The sequence below is a fragment of the Pseudomonas sp. R4-39-08 genome, assembly GCF_003852275.1.
Classification (GTDB): domain Bacteria; phylum Pseudomonadota; class Gammaproteobacteria; order Pseudomonadales; family Pseudomonadaceae; genus Aquipseudomonas.
Genome location: NZ_CP027733.1, coordinates 4966316 through 4984101, shown reverse-complemented (window position 1 = coordinate 4984101; position 17786 = coordinate 4966316). Strand labels below are relative to the sequence as shown.

The window sequence follows — 17786 nt, the reverse complement described above, 5'->3', positions numbered from 1 at the left end:
TCTTCAAGGATTGTTCAAGACGGCTTGCCGACTGACCTGCGGATTTGAGTGACAAACCCATGCCAAAACGTACAGACATAAAAAGCATCCTGATTCTCGGCGCTGGCCCGATCGTGATCGGCCAGGCCTGCGAATTCGACTACTCCGGCGCCCAGGCCTGTAAAGCCCTGCGCGAGGAGGGCTACCGCGTCATCCTGGTGAACTCCAACCCGGCCACCATCATGACCGACCCGGCCATGGCCGACGCCACCTACATCGAACCGATCAAATGGCAGACCGTTGCCAAGATCATCGAGAAAGAGCGTCCGGACGCGCTGCTGCCGACCATGGGTGGCCAGACCGCACTGAACTGCGCCCTGGACCTGGAGCGCGAAGGCGTCCTGGAAAAGTTCGGCGTAGAGATGATCGGTGCCAACGCCGACACCATCGACAAGGCTGAAGACCGTTCGCGTTTCGACAAGGCGATGAAGTCCATCGGCCTTGATTGCCCGCGCTCCGGTATCGCCCACAGCATGGAAGAGGCCAACGCCGTTCTCGAAAAGCTCGGCTTCCCGTGCATTATCCGTCCGTCCTTCACCATGGGCGGCACCGGTGGCGGCATTGCCTACAACCGTGAAGAGTTCGAAGAAATCTGTGCCCGTGGCCTGGACCTGTCGCCGACCAAAGAGCTGCTGATCGACGAATCCCTGATCGGCTGGAAGGAATACGAGATGGAGGTTGTCCGCGATAAGAAGGACAACTGCATCATCGTCTGCTCCATCGAAAACTTCGACCCAATGGGCGTGCACACCGGTGACTCGATCACCGTTGCTCCAGCGCAGACCCTGACGGACAAGGAATACCAGATCATGCGTAACGCCTCGTTGGCGGTATTGCGTGAGATCGGCGTTGAAACCGGTGGCTCCAACGTCCAGTTCGGCATCTGCCCGGACACAGGCCGCATGGTCGTGATCGAGATGAACCCGCGTGTATCGCGTTCTTCGGCGCTGGCCTCGAAAGCGACCGGTTTCCCGATTGCGCGTATCGCTGCCAAGCTGGCGATCGGTTACACCCTGGACGAGCTGCAAAACGAAATCACGGGCGGCGCCATGCCGGCCTCTTTCGAGCCGTCCATCGACTACGTTGTGACCAAGCTGCCGCGCTTTGCCTTCGAAAAATTCCCCAAGGCTGATGCACGCCTGACCACCCAGATGAAGTCTGTCGGTGAAGTCATGGCAATCGGCCGCACTTTCCAGGAATCCCTGCAGAAAGCCCTGCGCGGCCTGGAAGTAGGTGTTTGCGGCCTGGACGAAAAGCTCGACCTGAGCAACCCGGAAAGCATGAGCATCCTCAAGCGCGAGCTGACCGTGCCGGGCGCCGAGCGTATCTGGTACGTGGCTGACGCTTTCCGCGCCGGCCTGAGCGTCGAAGATATCTTCGGCATGAACATGATCGACCCGTGGTTCCTGGTGCAGATCGAAGACCTGATCAAGGAAGAAGAGAAGGTCAAGACCCTCGGTCTTTCGTCTATCGACCGCGACCTGATGTTCCGCCTCAAGCGCAAAGGCTTCTCCGACCAACGCCTGGCCAAGCTGCTGGGTGTAACCGAGAAGAACCTGCGTACCCATCGTCACAAGCTGGATATCTTCCCGGTCTACAAGCGCGTTGACACCTGCGCAGCCGAGTTCGCCACCGACACCGCGTACATGTACTCCACCTATGAGGAAGAGTGCGAAGCCGCACCGTCGGACCGCGACAAGATCATCATCCTGGGCGGTGGTCCGAACCGTATCGGCCAGGGCATCGAGTTCGACTACTGCTGCGTACACGCCGCCCTTGCACTGCGCGAAGACGGCTACGAGACCATCATGGTCAACTGCAACCCGGAAACTGTTTCCACTGACTACGACACTTCCGACCGCCTGTATTTCGAGCCGGTAACGCTGGAAGACGTATTGGAAATCTGCCGCGTAGAGAAGCCAAAAGGCGTGATCGTCCAGTACGGCGGGCAAACCCCGTTGAAACTGGCGCGTGCCCTGGAAGCGGCTGGCGTGCCGATCATCGGTACCAGCCCGGACGCCATCGACCGCGCTGAAGATCGCGAGCGCTTCCAGCAAATGGTTGAGCGCCTGAACCTGCGCCAGCCGCCGAACGCCACCGTGCGCAGCGAAGACGAAGCCATCCGCGCAGCCAGCAAGATCGGCTACCCGCTGGTGGTGCGTCCGTCCTACGTACTGGGCGGCCGTGCGATGGAGATCGTCTACGAAGAAGACGAACTCAAGCGCTACCTGCGTGACGCGGTGAAAGTGTCCAACGACAGTCCTGTGTTGCTCGACCACTTCCTCAACTGCGCCATCGAAATGGACGTGGACGCGGTGTGTGACGGTACTGACGTCGTGATCGGCGCGATCATGCAGCACATCGAGCAGGCTGGCGTTCACTCCGGTGACTCCGCCTGCTCGCTGCCGCCTTACTCGTTGCCTGCGCATATCCAGGACGAGATGCGCGAACAGGTCAAGAAAATGGCCCTGGAGCTGGGTGTGGTCGGCTTGATGAACGTACAGTTGGCGCTGCAAGGCGAAGACATCTACGTCATCGAAGTCAACCCGCGCGCTTCGCGTACCGTGCCGTTCGTGTCCAAGTGCATCGGTGTGTCCCTGGCTATGATCGCTGCCCGCGTGATGGCCGGTAAGACATTGAAGGAAATCGGCTTCACCAAGGAAATCATTCCGAACTTCTACAGCGTGAAAGAGGCGGTGTTCCCATTCGCCAAGTTCCCTGGCGTGGACCCGATCCTCGGCCCAGAGATGAAGTCCACCGGTGAAGTGATGGGCGTGGGTGACACCTTCGGCGAAGCGTTCGCCAAGGCTCAGATGGGCGCCAGCGAAGTGCTGCCGACCGGCGGTACTGCGTTCATCAGCGTGCGTGATGACGACAAGCCACTGGTTGCGGGTGTAGCCCGTGATCTGATCAACTTGGGCTTTGAAGTCGTGGCTACCGCCGGGACCGCCAAGCTGATCGAAGCTGCCGGCCTGAAAGTGCGCCGCGTGAACAAGGTGACCGAAGGTCGTCCGCACGTGGTCGACATGATCAAGAACGACGAAGTCACGCTGATCATCAACACCACCGAAGGTCGCCAGTCGATCGCGGACTCCTACTCGATTCGCCGTAATGCCTTGCAGCACAAGATCTACTGCACCACCACCATTGCTGCAGGCGAAGCCATCTGCGAAGCGCTCAAGTTCGGTCCGGAAAAGACCGTGCGTCGCTTGCAGGATCTACACGCAGGATTGAAGGCATGATCAAATATCCAATGACCGTCCAGGGCGCCAAGGCCCTGGAAGAGGAGCACGCCCATCTGACCAAGGTCGTACGTCCAAAGCTGAGCCAGGACATCGGTACGGCCCGCGAGCTGGGTGACTTGAAGGAAAACGCCGAATACCACGCTGCTCGCGAGCAGCAGGGTATGGTCGAGGCGCGGATCCGTGACATCGAAGGCCGTATGCAGAATGCGGTGATCATCGACGTCACGACCATCCCGCACACCGGCAAGGTGATTTTCGGCACCACGGTGGAAATCGCCAACGTCGAGACGGATGAGCGCGTTGTCTACCAAATCGTGGGCGAAGACGAGGCTGACTTCAAACTCGGCAAGATCTCTGTTGGTTCGCCGCTGGCCCGCGCCCTGATCGCCAAGGAAGAAGGCGACGTGGTTGCCGTAAAAACGCCGAGCGGCGTGATCGAGTACGAGATTGTCGAAGTTCGTCACATCTGAAAGACGGCGCCCGCTTCGTGCGGGCGCCATGCTTTGGCAGCTCTCCCAGATGCTTTGGGTTGGCGGCCTGTGGTTGTTGCACATTGGCGTGCTGCCAGCGCTGGGTTTGATCGGCCTGGCACCGCTGCTGATCGATGAGATCGACGGATTGCTGAGTGCGTTGCTGGTGGCGTTTGCCGCAGCGTGCGTGACGCTCCAGGCATTGGTGCTGGTCAAGGCTGAAGGCGTGGGGAGTTTGTGGCGGGATATTCGCGGCCAACTGCTGTTGATGGCGCTGTATGCGTGCGCAATTTATTGCATTGTGCATGTGTGGCTGCCGCAAGCGTTGCGCTGGCAGTTGTTCAGCTATCTTGTGCTAGGGTTTTCTGGCTTGGTGCTGGCGATACAGCCTGCGCCGGGATGGAGCGGCGGGGCGCGCGAAGCACGCCCTTGACCCTTGTCATCATTTGAAGCGATGAACGTTCGACAGTTGCTTGTTGACGTTGAAGTTCTTGCGATGCAGCAGCGCCATCTTGCCGATAACCTGAACCAGGTCCGCTTTGCCAACCTTGCACAGTTCTGCAATGGCGGCCAGGCGCGCTTCGCGATCAAGGATATTGACCTTGATCTTGATCAGTTCATGATCATTGAGTGCGCGTTCGAACTCGGCTAACACACCTTCAGTCAAACCGTTGTCTGCCACAATCAGAACTGGTTTCAAATGGTGGCCAATGGATTTGTACTGTTTCTTCTGCTCTTGAGTGAGCGGCATAATCTGACCCCTGCGTCTGATCTTGTAAAAAGCGGCGGCCAGTTTACCCGAGCGAGTCCGGGACCGCCCAGTTAATCACGACCCGTTTTATTTTCGAGGTGGCCCGTGGCCCGTTCCAAAACCAGCCTTAAGTGGCTACAAGAACATTTCAACGATCCTTACGTCAAAAAGGCGCAGAAGGACGGCTACCGTTCCCGGGCCAGTTACAAGCTGCTGGAGATCCAGGACAAGGACAAACTGATCCGGCCTGGCATGAGCGTTATCGACCTGGGCGCTGCTCCCGGAGGCTGGTCCCAGGTGACCAGTCGTCTGATTGGTGGGCAGGGCCGGTTGATCGCTTCCGACATCCTGGAAATGGACAGCATCCCCGATGTGACCTTTGTTCACGGGGACTTCACTCAGGACGCCGTGCTCGCGCAGATCCTCGAGGCCGTCGGAAATTCGCAGGTAGACCTTGTGATTTCCGACATGGCCCCCAATATGAGTGGATTACCGGCTGTTGATATGCCGCGCGCCATGTTCCTGTGCGAATTGGCACTGGATCTGGCTGGACGGGTGTTGCGTCCGGGTGGTGATTTTCTGGTCAAGGTCTTCCAGGGCGAAGGGTTTGATGAGTACCACAAGAACATCCGCAAGCTGTTTGACAAGGTTCAAACGCGTAAACCTGACTCTTCCCGGGACAGGTCCCGTGAGCAATACCTGCTCTGCCGCGGCTTTCGCGGTGTGGAAGGCGCGGCGAGCGAAGAGCGTTTTTGAGGAATTGGAGGAGGGCGATAGGTTTTTTTATATCGCTTTCGTCACGAAGCTTTACGAATATTGTGTAGTTAAAGTTTCACAAAGGGTTACAGACGGCGCCTGCCAGTGGTGTAGGTAATGTAGTAAGTTAGGCCGGTGAATATCATGCGAAGCGCGCGCCAGTAGCGGAGCTTGCTTCAGAGGGTAGTTAATTGAACGATATGGCAAAGAATCTGATCCTGTGGTTGATCATCGCGGCTGTCCTGGTGACGGTGATGAACAACTTCTCCAGCCCTAACGAGCCGCAGACCCTCAACTATTCCGACTTCATCCAGCAAGTTAAGGATGGCAAGGTCGAGCGCGTAGCGGTTGATGGCTATGTGATTACCGGCAAACGTGTCGATGGCGACAGCTTCAAGACCATTCGTCCGGCCATTCAGGACAACGGTCTGATCGGCGACCTGGTAGACAACAAGGTCGTCGTGGAAGGCAAGCAGCCTGAGCAGCAGAGCATCTGGACCCAGCTCCTGGTAGCCAGCTTCCCGATCCTGGTAATTATCGCCGTGTTCATGTTCTTCATGCGCCAGATGCAAGGTGGTGCGGGAGGCAAGGGCGGGCCGATGAGCTTCGGCAAGAGCAAGGCACGTCTGCTCTCGGAAGACCAGGTGAAAACGACCCTGGCGGATGTCGCCGGTTGCGACGAAGCCAAGGAAGAAGTGGGTGAACTGGTCGAGTTCCTGCGCGATCCGGGCAAGTTCCAGCGCCTGGGCGGGCGTATTCCTCGCGGCGTGCTGATGGTCGGCCCGCCGGGTACCGGTAAAACCTTGCTGGCCAAGGCGATTGCCGGCGAAGCCAAGGTGCCGTTCTTCACCATTTCCGGTTCTGACTTTGTCGAGATGTTTGTCGGCGTCGGTGCCAGCCGTGTTCGCGATATGTTCGAGCAGGCCAAGAAGCACGCGCCATGCATCATCTTCATTGACGAAATCGACGCTGTTGGTCGCCACCGTGGCGCCGGCATGGGCGGCGGTCATGACGAGCGTGAGCAGACCCTCAACCAGTTGCTGGTGGAGATGGATGGTTTCGAGATGAATGACGGCATTATCGTCATTGCCGCAACCAACCGTCCGGACGTATTGGACCCTGCGCTGCTGCGTCCAGGCCGTTTCGACCGTCAGGTGGTCGTGGGCTTGCCGGACATCCGTGGTCGCGAGCAGATCCTTAAAGTTCACATGCGCAAAGTACCGATGGGCGACGACGTGGCTCCGGGCGTGATTGCCCGTGGTACGCCAGGCTTCTCCGGTGCCGACCTTGCCAACCTGGTGAACGAGGCTTCGTTGTTCGCGGCCCGCACCGGCAAGCGCATCGTTGAAATGAAAGAGTTCGAGTTGGCCAAGGACAAGATCATGATGGGCGCTGAGCGCAAATCCATGGTCATGTCCGAGAAAGAAAAACAGAACACCGCCTATCACGAGGCCGGTCACGCCATTGTTGGCCGCGTTGTGCCTGAGCATGATCCGGTCTACAAGGTGTCGATCATTCCACGCGGTCGTGCGTTGGGTGTGACGATGTTCCTGCCGGAAGAGGATCGCTACAGCCTCTCCAAGCGTGCGCTGATCAGCCAGATCTGCTCGCTGTACGGCGGTCGAATCGCAGAAGAAATGACCCTGGGCTTCGATGGGGTGACTACCGGCGCTTCCAACGACATCATGCGTGCCAGCCAGATCGCACGGAACATGGTGACCAAGTGGGGCTTGTCGGAAAAACTCGGTCCATTGATGTATGCCGAGGAAGAAGGCGAGGTATTCCTGGGCCGTGGCGGTGGCGGTCAAAGCGCCAGTTTCTCGGGTGAGACAGCCAAGCTGATCGACTCCGAGGTGCGCAGCATCATTGACCAGTGCTACGGCACGGCCAGGCAGATCCTCACCGACAATCGCGACAAGCTGGACGCGATGGCAGATGCGCTGATGAAGTACGAGACCATTGATGCCGATCAGATCGACGACATCATGGCCGGTCGTACCCCTCGGGAGCCGCGCGATTGGGAAGGTGGTTCGGGTACCTCGGGCACTCCGCCAGTGGTGCAGAATGAGCGTCCTGAAGCCCCGATCGGCGGCCCTGCAGCTGACCACTAAGGTTTGAAATGATTTTCGCGTCGTCCTCCACCCGGTTGCCTTGCGGCAACCGGGTTCTTGATTTGGCCCATACACATGTCATGGGCATTCTTAATGTCACTCCAGACTCGTTTTCCGATGGTGGCCGCTTCAGCCAGCAGGATGCCGCGTTGCGTCATGCAGAGGCGATGGTGGCTGCCGGTGCAACGCTGATCGATGTCGGCGGCGAGTCGACTCGGCCTGGGGCTCGCGCCGTTTCTCCTGTGGAGGAACTGGAGCGGGTGGCGCCGATTGTCGAGCGCATTGCCCGGGAGCTGGATGTGATCATCTCCGTGGATACATCAACGCCGGCAGTGATGCGTGAGACTGCGCGCCTGGGGGCGGGGCTCATCAATGATGTGCGTGCGTTGCGGCGTGACGGTGCTCTCGACGCTGCTGCGGCGACTGGCCTGCCGGTATGTCTGATGCATATGCTGGGCGAACCCGGCAATATGCAGGATAATCCGCACTACGACGATCTGGTGGGCGAAGTCTGTGGTTTTCTTGCCGACAGGGTCGCTCAGTGCGCCAGCGTGGGCATTGGTCCTGAAAAGATCATCCTTGATCCGGGGTTTGGCTTCGCCAAGACCCTGCAACATAATTTAAGCCTGTTCAAACATATGGAAGCCCTGCATGCCCTCGGTCGGCCCCTGTTGGTCGGCGTTTCGCGCAAGAGCATGATAGGGCAGGCCTTGAATCGCCCGGTGGGTGAGCGCTTGTTTGGCGGCCTCGCGCTGGCTGCGCTTGCCGTGACCAAGGGCGCTCGTATTTTGCGTGTGCATGACGTCGCCGAGACGATGGACGTGGTGCGCATGATTGCCGCTGTAGAATCAGCCGAATAAGAATGATGGAGCACTCATGACTAAAAAATATTTTGGCACCGACGGTATCCGTGGTCGGGTCGGTGAATACCCGATTACGCCGGATTTCATGCTCAAGCTGGGTTGGGCGGCAGGTATGGCGTTCCGCAGCATGGGCGCGTGCCGCATCCTGGTTGGCAAGGACACGCGTATTTCGGGCTACATGTTTGAATCCGCGCTGGAGGCCGGGTTGTCCGCTGCCGGCGCCGATGTAATGCTGCTAGGCCCCATGCCGACGCCGGCGATCGCCTACCTGACGCGTACCTTTCACGCTGAAGCCGGTATCGTGATCAGTGCTTCGCACAATCCCCATGACGACAATGGCATCAAGTTTTTCTCGGGGCAGGGCACCAAACTGCCGGACGAGATCGAGCTGATGATCGAAGAGCTGCTGGATGCGCCGATGACGGTGGTGGAGTCCAGCAAGCTGGGCAAGGTGTCGCGCATCAATGATGCCTCCGGCCGCTACATCGAGTTTTGTAAGAGCAGCGTTCCGAGCAGCACCAGTTTTGCCGGGCTGAAGATCGTCGTCGATTGCGCCCATGGTGCGACCTACAAAGTGGCGCCGAGCGTATTCAAGGAGCTCGGTGCGCAGGTCACCGTGCTGTCGGCCCAGCCTAACGGGTTGAACATCAACGACAACTGCGGCTCCACGCACATGGAGCAGTTGCAGGCGGCCGTTCTGGCTGAGCACGCGGACCTGGGCATCGCATTCGATGGCGATGGCGACCGCGTACTCATGGTGGATCACACCGGCATGATCGTGGATGGCGATGATCTGCTGTTCATCATTGCCCGAGACTTGCATGAGCGTAACAAGCTGCAGGGCGGCGTCGTTGGCACCCTGATGAGTAATCTCGGGCTTGAGTTGGCGTTGGCGGAGCTGGGCATTCCGTTTATTCGGGCCAATGTCGGCGATCGTTATGTGATCGCCGAGCTGCTGGAGCGCAACTGGCTGGTGGGCGGTGAGAATTCGGGGCACGTGGTGTGCTTCCAGCACACCACTACGGGCGACGCTATCATCGCTGCGCTGCAGGTGCTTCTGGCCTTGCGTCGCCGTCAGGAAAGCCTGGCCCAAGCGCGACAGGCGCTGCGCAAGTGTCCGCAGGTACTGCTCAACGTGCGTTTCGCCGGTGGCGCAAACCCGATCGAGCACCCTTCTGTCAAAGAAGCGTGCGAGCGCGTGACCCAGGCGATGGCCGGGCGTGGGCGTGTGTTATTGCGCAAGTCCGGCACAGAGCCTCTGGTGCGGGTGATGGTCGAGGGCGAGGACGAAACACAGGTTCGCGGCCATGCCGAAGACCTGGCAAAACTGGTAACTGAAGTTTGCGCCTGAATTCGGCTTGCCAGTGGTGATGTGGTTGGGTAACATCTGCGCCCACTTTGACCGACGGGGTACAGCATGCGTCGCACTATGGTAGCTGGTAACTGGAAGATGCACGGTACCCGCGCCAGTGTCGCTGAGCTGATCAATGGCCTTCGTCACTTGGCCTTGCCTAGCGGTGTTGATGTCGCGGTGTTCCCGCCTTGCTTGCATATCAACCAAGTGGTTGATGGCTTGAAGGGTAAGTCGATTCAGGTCGGCGCGCAGAACTCTGCGGTGGAGCCCATGCAAGGTGCGTTGACCGGTGAGATTTCGCCGAGTCAGCTGGTTGATGCGGGCTGTTCCTATGTGCTTGTCGGGCACTCCGAGCGTCGTCAGATGATGGGCGAGCGTGATGGAACCCTCAACCGCAAGTTCGCAGCGGCACAGGCTTGTGGCTTGATTCCAGTGTTGTGCATTGGGGAAACCCTTGAGCAGCGTGAGTCGGGCAAGACACTTGAAGTTGTCTCGCGTCAGCTGGGCAGCATCATCGAAGAGCTGGGTGTCGGTGCATTTGCAAAAGCGGTCATTGCTTACGAGCCGGTCTGGGCCATTGGCACCGGGCTGACTGCTACACCGCAACAGGCGCAGGATGTGCACGCAGCCATCCGCGCGCAGTTGGCGGCAGAGAATTCTGAAGTCGCACAAGGTGTGCGTCTTCTATACGGCGGCAGCGTGAAGGCGGCCAATGCGGTCGAACTGTTCGGCATGCCGGATATCGATGGGGGGCTCATTGGTGGAGCTTCCCTGAATGCAGATGAGTTCGGTGCGATCTGTCGCGCCGCGGGAAACTGAAAAAATGCTGGAAACAGTCGTAGTCGTTTTTCATCTGTTGGCTGCCCTGGGCGTAGTTGCCCTGGTTTTGTTGCAACAGGGCAAAGGTGCGGATGCTGGTGCGTCTTTCGGTGCAGGTGCTTCAAATACTGTATTCGGAAGCCAAGGTTCCTCTACCTTTCTTAGTAAGTTTACTGCTATACTTGCCGCCGGTTTCTTCATAACCAGCTTAGGGTTAGGTTACTTTGCTAAAGAGAAAGCTCATGTGCTGACTCAAGTAGGTTTGCCAAACCCAGCAGTGTTGGAAGTACCAAAAGCAAAACCGGCTTCTGATGATGTCCCGGTGCTTCAAGAGCAAAAGTCGGCTACTCCAGCGACTGACGTGCCTCCAGCTCAAGAGCAGAAGTAAGAAGGTTGTAAGCGCTGTATTGCCGAGGTGGTGGAATTGGTAGACACGCAACCTTGAGGTGGTTGTGCCCATAGGGTGTAGGGGTTCGAGTCCCCTTCTCGGTACCAATTATCAGGAGAGCCCGCTGTTGCGGGCTTTCTTGTAGGTGGAAGGTTACATTGACCCTGTAAGGGATCGGTCGTATACTTCCGCCCCAGCTTTGTCGCGGGGTGGAGCAGTCTGGTAGCTCGTCGGGCTCATAACCCGAAGGTCGTCGGTTCAAATCCGGCCCCCGCAACCAGTTTTAGCGGAGCCCCTTTTAAGGGGCTTTTTGTTAGCTGGACACTTTCAACGCCGCTGTTCGACGGCGTTTCAAGGATGGGCGTTTCGCCCATTTTTTTATTTTGCACAGCATGCACATACATGCACGAGGGGGTTCAGGTGTCGAGCAAGCTAGAAGAGTTGCAGGCCTTGCTGGCCCCGGTGGTCGTGGCCCTAGGCTATGAATGCTGGGGTATTGAGTTTTCGGCTCAAGGTCGCCACTCAATGTTGCGCGTTTATATCGATAAAGAGGGCGGCGTGCTGGTGGACGATTGTGCCATTGTCAGCCGTCAGATCAGCGGTGTCCTGGATGTTGAAGATCCAATCGCCGTTGAATACACCCTTGAAGTTTCCTCGCCAGGCATGGAACGCCCACTGTTCACTATTGAGCAGTTTGCAAAATTTGCCGGTGAACAAGTGAAGATCAAGTTGCGCTCCCCCTTCGAGGGGCGACGCAACTTTCAGGGCCTTCTGCGCGGTGTAGAAGAGCAGGATGTCGTGGTGCAGGTAGAAGACCATGAGTTCCTGTTGCCGATCGATATGATCGACAAGGCCAACATTATTCCCAGTTTTGGCTGAGACGCGGATCCCGCGGATCCAATGGCTTGCGAAAGGCGAGGCGTACGATGAGCAAAGAAGTACTGCTGGTTGTTGAGTCGGTATCCAATGAAAAGGGCGTACCGGCAAACGTGATTTTTGAAGCGCTGGAGCTGGCCCTGGCCACTGCGACCAAAAAGCGTTTCGAAGATGAAGTTGATCTGCGTGTGGAAATCAACCGCCACACCGGTGCCTATGAGACTTTCCGTCGCTGGACGGTCGTCGAAGAAGCCGATCTTGATGATCCGGCGATTGAAACCTGGCCGAGCAAGGTTGCGCAAACGCACCCTGGCGCCAACGTCGGTGATGTCGTCGAAGAGAAGATCGAATCGATCGAGTTCGGCCGTATCGCTGCACAGACCGCCAAGCAGGTCATCGTGCAGAAGGTTCGCGAAGCCGAGCGTGCTCAAGTCGTCGATGCCTATCGCGAGCGCCTGGGTGAAATCATCTCCGGCACCGTGAAGAAAGTCACCCGCGACAACGTGATCGTCGACCTGGGCAACAACGCTGAAGCGTTGCTGGCCCGTGAAGACATCATTTCTCGCGAAACCTTCCGTGTCGGCGTGCGCTTGCGTGCGCTGCTCAAGGAAATCCGCACCGAGAACCGCGGCCCTCAGTTGATCCTGTCGCGTACCGCGCCGGAAATGCTGATCGAGCTGTTCCGTATCGAAGTGCCGGAAATTGCCGAAGGCCTGATCGAAGTCATGGCTGCGTCCCGCGATCCGGGTTCGCGCGCCAAGATCGCGGTCCGCTCCAAGGACAAACGCATCGACCCGCAGGGCGCTTGCATTGGTATGCGCGGTTCGCGCGTCCAGGCAGTGTCGGGTGAGTTGGGCGGTGAGCGTGTGGACATCGTCCTGTGGGACGATAACCCGGCGCAGTTCGTGATCAACGCCATGTCGCCAGCTGAAGTGGCGGCAATTATCGTTGACGAAGATGCCCATGCAATGGACATCGCCGTTGGCGCAGACAATCTGGCTCAGGCCATTGGTCGTGGTGGTCAGAACGTGCGTCTGGCCAGCCAACTGACCGGTTGGACCCTGAACGTAATGACCGAATCGGACATCCAGGCTAAGCAGCAAGCTGAAACCGGCGACATCCTGCGCAACTTTATCGAAGAGTTGGAAGTCGATGAAGACCTGGCTCAGGTGCTGGTAGATGAGGGCTTCACCAGCCTGGAAGAGATTGCCTACGTACCGTTGGAAGAAATGCTCAACATCGACGGCTTTGACGAAGACACCGTCAACGAGCTTCGCGCTCGGGCCAAGGATCGTTTGTTGACTAAAGCCATCGCTACTGAGGAAAAGCTGGCAGACGCCCATCCGGCCGAAGACCTGCTCTCGCTTGAGGGTATGGACAAGGATTTGGCGATGGAACTGGCGGTGCGCGGCGTAATTACCCGCGAAGACCTGGCCGAGCAGTCTATTGACGATCTGCTCGACATCGACGGCATTGACGAAGATCGTGCCGGCAAGTTGATCATGGCCGCCCGAGCCCATTGGTTCGAGTAATTAGGCGCGGCCTGAGGAGAGAAGTGCATGACGCAAGTCACGGTGAAACAACTGGCCGATGAGGTCAAAACACCGGTAGAGCGCCTGTTGCAGCAGATGCGTGAGGCAGGTCTGCCGCACACCGCCGCCGATGAAGGTGTGAGCGATAGTGAGAAGCAGTCTTTGCTGACTCACTTGAAGAGCAGCCACAAGGCGAAAGTGGAAGAACCGCGCAAGATTACATTGCAGCGCAAAACCACCAGCACCCTGCGTGTAGCGGGTAGCAAGAGCATCAGCGTTGAAGTACGCAAGAAGAAAGTCTTCGTACAGCGCAGCCCGGAAGAAATCGAAGCCGAGCGCAAACGCGAACTTGAAGAGCGTCGCGCAGTAGAAAATGCTGCTCGTCAGAAGGCTGAAGAAGAAGCCAAGCGTCGCGCCGAAGAAGAAGCGCGTCGCCAGCCTACTGCTGCGCAACCTGCTAACACTGACGCGGTTGCCGCTCCTGTTGAAGCTGTGCGTGAGGCCGCTCCGGTGGCTGCCGCACCTGCTCCTGCAGCAGATGCCCGCAAGCGCGACGAACCTCGTCGTCCGGACAAACCGCGTGCCGACGATAACAATCGTCGCGGTGGTGGTGGCGATGGCGAGCGTAAAAACGCTCCGCATCGTGCCTCGGTCAAAGAGAAAGCGCCTGCTCCACGCGTTGCCCCACGTACTACCGACGAAGAGAGCGATAGCTTCCGTCGCGGTGGTCGCGGCAAGGCCAAGCTGAAAAAACGCAACGCCCACGGTTTCCAGAGCCCAACCGGCCCTGTCGTGCGTGATGTGCAGATCGGCGAGACCATCACCGTTGGCGATCTCGCCAATCAGATGTCGGTCAAGGCTGCTGAAATCATCAAGTTCATGTTCAAACTGGGTACTCCAGCGACCATCAACCAGGTGCTTGATCAGGAAACTGCTCAGCTGGTAGCCGAAGAACTGGGCCATAAAGTGACCCTGGTCAGCGACACCGCCCTGGAAGATTCCCTGGCCGAGTCCCTGAAGTTTGAAGGTGAGACGTTCTCCCGTGCGCCAGTTGTGACCGTAATGGGCCACGTTGACCACGGTAAGACATCCCTGCTCGACTACATCCGTCGTGCCAAGGTAGCTGCTGGCGAAGCCGGTGGTATCACCCAGCACATCGGTGCGTACCACGTTGAAACCGAGCGCGGCATGGTCACCTTCCTCGACACCCCAGGTCACGCCGCGTTTACCGCAATGCGTGCCCGTGGTGCCAAGGCGACTGACATCGTGATCCTGGTCGTTGCAGCGGACGACGGCGTGATGCCGCAGACCATTGAAGCTGTCCAGCATGCCAAGGCCGCTGGCGTTCCACTGGTTGTTGCAGTGAACAAAATCGACAAGCCGGGCGCCGATCTCGATCGCATCCGTAGCGAACTGTCGGTTCACGGCGTGACATCCGAAGAGTGGGGCGGTGATACGCCGTTCGTTTCGGTCTCGGCCAAAGTCGGTACTGGCGTGGACGAACTGCTCGAAGCAGTCCTGCTGCAGGCTGAAGTACTCGAACTGAAAGCAACTCCATCGGCTCCAGGTCGTGGTGTTGTGGTTGAATCGCGTCTCGACAAAGGTCGCGGCCCGGTTGCAACCGTCTTGGTTCAAGACGGTACCCTGCGCCAAGGCGACATGGTGCTGGTCGGTTCGAACTATGGCCGCGTGCGTGCCATGCTCGACGAGAACGGCAAGCCAATCAAGGAAGCCGGTCCTTCCATCCCTGTCGAGATCCTCGGCCTGGACGGTACCCCGGACGCTGGCGACGAGATGAGCGTGGTTGCCGACGAGAAGAAAGCCCGTGAAGTGGCTCTGTTCCGTCAAGGCAAGTTCCGCGAAGTCAAACTGGCTCGTGCTCACGCCGGCAAGCTGGAAAACATCTTCGAGAACATGGGCCAGGCAGAGAAGAAGACGCTTAACATCGTCCTCAAATCTGACGTACGCGGTTCCCTTGAAGCGTTGAACGGCGCCTTGAACGGCCTGGGTAACGACGAAGTGCAAGTGCGCGTTGTCGGTGGCGGTGTCGGTGGTATCACCGAATCCGACGCCAACCTGGCACTGGCTTCCAACGCTGTACTGTTCGGCTTCAACGTGCGTGCCGATGCTGGCGCTCGCAAGATCGTCGAGCAGGAAGGCCTGGACATGCGTTACTACAACGTCATCTACGACATCATCGAAGACGTCAAGAAGGCCCTTACCGGCATGCTTGGCAGCGACGTTCGGGAGAATATCCTGGGTGTTGCCGAGGTGCGTGACGTGTTCCGCTCGCCGAAATTCGGCGCGATCGCCGGTTGCATGGTTATTGAAGGTGTTGTGCACCGTAACCGTCCAATCCGTGTACTGCGTGAAGACATCGTTATCTTCGAAGGCGAGCTGGAATCCCTGCGCCGCTTCAAGGATGACGCTTCCGAAGTACGTGCCGGCATGGAATGCGGTATCGGCGTCAAGAGCTACAACGACGTCAAGCCTGGCGACAAGATCGAAGTCTACGAGAAGGTCCAGGTTGCTCGCAGCCTCTAACTCGCGCACTTCCGGAGCCACGCCGCGTGTGGGCATGCAAATGCCCCGCGCAGCGTACGGACTCTAAACGCAACGCCCGGTCTGGCTTTTGTCAGGCCGGGCGTTTGCCGCTTTCAGACCCCACGGGTTTCACCGTGTGGCAGCAACAGGTAACAAGACATGGCAAAAGAATACAGCCGTACCCAACGTATCGGCGATCAGATGCAGCGCGAGCTGGCCCAACTGATCCGTCGCGAAGTCAAAGACCCGCGCGTTGGCCTGGTCACCATCACCGCCGTTGAAGTGAGCCGTGACGTGGGTCACGCCAAAATCTTCATCACCGTGATGGGCCAGGACAACAGCGAAGAAATCGCGCAAAGCATCAAGGTGCTCAACTCGGCCGCAGGTTTCCTGCGCATGCAGTTGGCCCGTGAAATGAAATTGCGCAGCGTTCCGCAGTTGCACTTCCACTACGACGAAAGCGTCGTACGTGGCGCACACCTGTCGGCACTGATCGAGCGCGCCGTGGCTGAAGACAGCCAGCATCCGTCCACACCTGAAGACGCCAAGGAGTAAGCGGTGGCTCAGGTCAAACGTATCCGCCGTAACGTCAGTGGCATCATTCTGCTCGACAAGCCCATTGGCTTTACCTCCAATGCCGCGTTGCAGAAGGTTCGCTGGCTGCTCAACGCCGAAAAGGCCGGGCACACCGGTAGCCTCGATCCGCTGGCTACCGGCGTGCTGCCGTTGTGCTTTGGCGAGGCGACCAAGTTCTCGCAATACCTGCTCGATTCCGACAAGGGTTATGAAACCCTGATGCAACTGGGCAAGACCACCACCACGGCCGACGCCGAAGGTGATGTTCTGCAAGTTCGCGACGTGACCGTTGGTCGTGCCGATATCGAGGCTGCCTTACCCGCTTTCCGTGGGCAAATCAGCCAGATACCGCCGATGTACTCGGCTCTCAAGCGTGACGGGCAACCTCTTTACAAGCTGGCACGTGCGGGTGAAGTGGTGGAGCGTGAACCGCGTTCTGTTACTATTGCCCGGCTGGAATTGCTCGCCTGTGAAGGTGACACCGCCCGATTGGCCGTGGACTGCAGCAAAGGCACCTATATCCGTACGCTGGTGGAAGATATTGGTGAGCAACTGGGCTGTGGCGCATACGTTGCCGAACTGCGACGTACACAGGCCGGCCCTTTCACCCTGGCCCAGACGGTCACGCTGGAAGAGCTCGAAGCGGTACACGCCGAAGGCGGCAACGAAGCGGTAGATCGCTTCCTGATGCCATCGGACAGCGGTTTGCTGGATTGGCCATTGCTGCACTTCTCGGAACACAGCGCGTTCTACTGGCTCAACGGCCAGCCGGTACGCGCCCCGGATGCTCCGAAGTTCGGCATGGTGCGAGTACAGGATCATAACGGTCGCTTTATCGGTATCGGTGAAGTGAGCGAAGACGGGCGCATCGCGCCGCGTCGACTGATTCGGTCAGAATGACCGAACGAGTGTGGCTGTTAACAGGCATGGTCAACACTCATTTTTAGATACAGGGATTTGTCCCTGGCCTGTTGAAACTACCCCTGGGTGGTTTCCTGAAAAAAGGATTGCCTCATGGCTCTCGACGTTCAAGAAAAAGCACAAATCGTAGCTGACTATCAGCAAGCTGTTGGTGACACTGGTTCGCCAGAAGTGCAAGTTGCACTGCTGACCCACAACATCAACAAACTGCAAGGTCACTTCAAGGCCAACGGTAAAGATCACCACTCCCGTCGTGGTCTGATCCGCATGGTAAACCAGCGCCGTAAGCTGCTGGACTACCTGAAAGGCAAGGATCTGGGTCGTTATCAGGCTCTGATCGGTCGCCTGGGTCTGCGTCGCTAATCAGCGATTGCGCTAGAGGTTGGTTGTCTGCCGTGTGTCAGTGGGATTCCCGCTGGCCCATGGCAGGCTCCCAGCCTCAAGTTTTATCTGGATACACGTTTTACCCTGGACAAAGGTTGGGCCGATTCCCGACGTTGCCCAAGAATTTCGCAAGAAAACAAGTTCCCCAAGAGCCACA

Annotated in this window: 16 protein-coding genes and 2 tRNA genes; 17 read left to right on the top strand and 1 reads right to left on the bottom strand. The window is 58.2% G+C overall.

Features of this window, described 5'->3' with window-relative positions; translation table 11 throughout:
- Positions 1-59 precede the first annotated feature (59 nt).
- Genes carB through C4J88_RS23015 form a run of 3 tightly spaced genes read left to right on the top strand, consistent with a single transcriptional unit; the run spans position 60 to position 4187 of the window.
- Entirely contained in the window at positions 60-3281 is a 3222-nt protein-coding gene (gene carB, locus C4J88_RS23025) for a carbamoyl-phosphate synthase large subunit (RefSeq protein ID WP_124364444.1), read from the top strand.
- Entirely contained in the window at positions 3278-3754 is a 477-nt protein-coding gene (greA, locus tag C4J88_RS23020) for a transcription elongation factor GreA (RefSeq protein ID WP_124364443.1), read from the top strand. The genes carB and greA overlap by 4 nt, the downstream gene beginning before the upstream one ends.
- A gap of 28 nt (positions 3755-3782) precedes the next feature.
- Positions 3783-4187: an MFS transporter gene (locus C4J88_RS23015; RefSeq protein ID WP_124408191.1), complete on the top strand. Its 405-nt coding sequence runs from the start codon at positions 3783-3785 to the stop codon at positions 4185-4187.
- A 9-nt stretch (positions 4188-4196) separates the two neighbouring features.
- Here C4J88_RS23015 and C4J88_RS23010 read toward each other — a convergent pair whose 3' ends face one another.
- The gene (locus C4J88_RS23010; RefSeq protein ID WP_124364441.1) at positions 4197-4505 is read right to left on the bottom strand and encodes a YhbY family RNA-binding protein; all 309 of its coding nucleotides are present in this window, start codon (positions 4503-4505) and stop codon (positions 4197-4199) included.
- A 105-nt stretch (positions 4506-4610) separates the two neighbouring features.
- On the opposite strand from C4J88_RS23010, the gene rlmE reads away from it, so the two are divergent.
- From rlmE to rpsO, 14 genes are all read left to right on the top strand, one after another.
- A complete protein-coding gene (rlmE, locus tag C4J88_RS23005) occupies positions 4611-5261 on the top strand; it encodes a 23S rRNA (uridine(2552)-2'-O)-methyltransferase RlmE (RefSeq protein WP_032862906.1) in 651 nt (216 codons plus the stop codon).
- Between the two features lie 200 nt (positions 5262-5461).
- Positions 5462-7372, top strand: a complete 1911-nt coding sequence (ftsH, locus tag C4J88_RS23000; protein ID WP_124364440.1) for an ATP-dependent zinc metalloprotease FtsH — start codon at positions 5462-5464, stop codon at positions 7370-7372.
- An 8-nt stretch (positions 7373-7380) separates the two neighbouring features.
- Entirely contained in the window at positions 7381-8232 is an 852-nt protein-coding gene (folP, locus tag C4J88_RS22995) for a dihydropteroate synthase (protein WP_124408190.1), read from the top strand.
- 16 nt (positions 8233-8248) lie between these two features.
- Positions 8249-9586 carry a phosphoglucosamine mutase gene (gene glmM / locus C4J88_RS22990; RefSeq protein ID WP_124368380.1) on the top strand — a complete coding sequence of 446 codons (1338 nt, stop codon included), beginning with the start codon at positions 8249-8251 and terminating at the stop codon, positions 9584-9586.
- Positions 9587-9652: 66 nt separating this feature from the next.
- On the top strand, positions 9653-10408 hold the full coding sequence (gene tpiA / locus C4J88_RS22985; RefSeq protein ID WP_003194193.1) for a triose-phosphate isomerase: 756 nt from the start codon (positions 9653-9655) through the stop codon (positions 10406-10408).
- Between the two features lie 4 nt (positions 10409-10412).
- Positions 10413-10796 (top strand): preprotein translocase subunit SecG, encoded by a 384-nt coding sequence (secG, locus tag C4J88_RS22980; RefSeq protein ID WP_010206600.1) that lies wholly within the window; start codon positions 10413-10415, stop codon positions 10794-10796.
- A 21-nt stretch (positions 10797-10817) separates the two neighbouring features.
- Positions 10818-10903 (top strand) — tRNA-Leu (locus tag C4J88_RS22975).
- Positions 10904-10999: 96 nt separating this feature from the next.
- A tRNA-Met gene (locus tag C4J88_RS22970) sits at positions 11000-11076 on the top strand.
- A 140-nt stretch (positions 11077-11216) separates the two neighbouring features.
- Entirely contained in the window at positions 11217-11675 is a 459-nt protein-coding gene (gene rimP / locus C4J88_RS22965; RefSeq protein WP_164484568.1) for a ribosome maturation factor RimP, read from the top strand.
- A 47-nt stretch (positions 11676-11722) separates the two neighbouring features.
- Entirely contained in the window at positions 11723-13204 is a 1482-nt protein-coding gene (gene nusA, locus C4J88_RS22960; protein WP_057725019.1) for a transcription termination factor NusA, read from the top strand.
- A 27-nt stretch (positions 13205-13231) separates the two neighbouring features.
- Positions 13232-15748, top strand: coding sequence for a translation initiation factor IF-2 (infB, locus tag C4J88_RS22955; protein ID WP_124364436.1), 2517 nt, complete (start codon positions 13232-13234; stop codon positions 15746-15748).
- Between the two features lie 159 nt (positions 15749-15907).
- Positions 15908-16303: a 30S ribosome-binding factor RbfA gene (rbfA, locus tag C4J88_RS22950; protein WP_003176137.1), complete on the top strand. Its 396-nt coding sequence runs from the start codon at positions 15908-15910 to the stop codon at positions 16301-16303.
- 3 nt (positions 16304-16306) lie between these two features.
- The gene (truB, locus tag C4J88_RS22945; RefSeq protein ID WP_003176136.1) at positions 16307-17224 is read left to right on the top strand and encodes a tRNA pseudouridine(55) synthase TruB; all 918 of its coding nucleotides are present in this window, start codon (positions 16307-16309) and stop codon (positions 17222-17224) included.
- A 114-nt stretch (positions 17225-17338) separates the two neighbouring features.
- The gene (gene rpsO, locus C4J88_RS22940) at positions 17339-17608 is read left to right on the top strand and encodes a 30S ribosomal protein S15 (RefSeq protein ID WP_003176135.1); all 270 of its coding nucleotides are present in this window, start codon (positions 17339-17341) and stop codon (positions 17606-17608) included.
- The last annotated feature ends 178 nt before the right edge of the window (positions 17609-17786 follow it).

Bases quoted from the DNA above. Each gene is read 5' to 3' on its own strand.
- carB (WP_124364444.1), top strand. From the start codon at position 60: ATGCCAAAACGTACAGACATAAAAAGCATCCTGATTCTCGGCGCTGGC.
- greA (WP_124364443.1), top strand. From the start codon at position 3,278: ATGATCAAATATCCAATGACCGTCCAGGGCGCCAAGGCCCTGGAAGAG.
- C4J88_RS23015 (WP_124408191.1), top strand. From the start codon at position 3,783: ATGCTTTGGCAGCTCTCCCAGATGCTTTGGGTTGGCGGCCTGTGGTTG.
- C4J88_RS23010 (WP_124364441.1), bottom strand. From the start codon at position 4,505: ATGCCGCTCACTCAAGAGCAGAAGAAACAGTACAAATCCATTGGCCAC.
- ftsH (WP_124364440.1), top strand. From the start codon at position 5,462: ATGGCAAAGAATCTGATCCTGTGGTTGATCATCGCGGCTGTCCTGGTG.
- folP (WP_124408190.1), top strand. From the start codon at position 7,381: ATGATTTTCGCGTCGTCCTCCACCCGGTTGCCTTGCGGCAACCGGGTT.
- glmM (WP_124368380.1), top strand. From the start codon at position 8,249: ATGACTAAAAAATATTTTGGCACCGACGGTATCCGTGGTCGGGTCGGT.
- tpiA (WP_003194193.1), top strand. From the start codon at position 9,653: ATGCGTCGCACTATGGTAGCTGGTAACTGGAAGATGCACGGTACCCGC.
- secG (WP_010206600.1), top strand. From the start codon at position 10,413: ATGCTGGAAACAGTCGTAGTCGTTTTTCATCTGTTGGCTGCCCTGGGC.
- nusA (WP_057725019.1), top strand. From the start codon at position 11,723: ATGAGCAAAGAAGTACTGCTGGTTGTTGAGTCGGTATCCAATGAAAAG.
- infB (WP_124364436.1), top strand. From the start codon at position 13,232: ATGACGCAAGTCACGGTGAAACAACTGGCCGATGAGGTCAAAACACCG.
- rbfA (WP_003176137.1), top strand. From the start codon at position 15,908: ATGGCAAAAGAATACAGCCGTACCCAACGTATCGGCGATCAGATGCAG.
- rpsO (WP_003176135.1), top strand. From the start codon at position 17,339: ATGGCTCTCGACGTTCAAGAAAAAGCACAAATCGTAGCTGACTATCAG.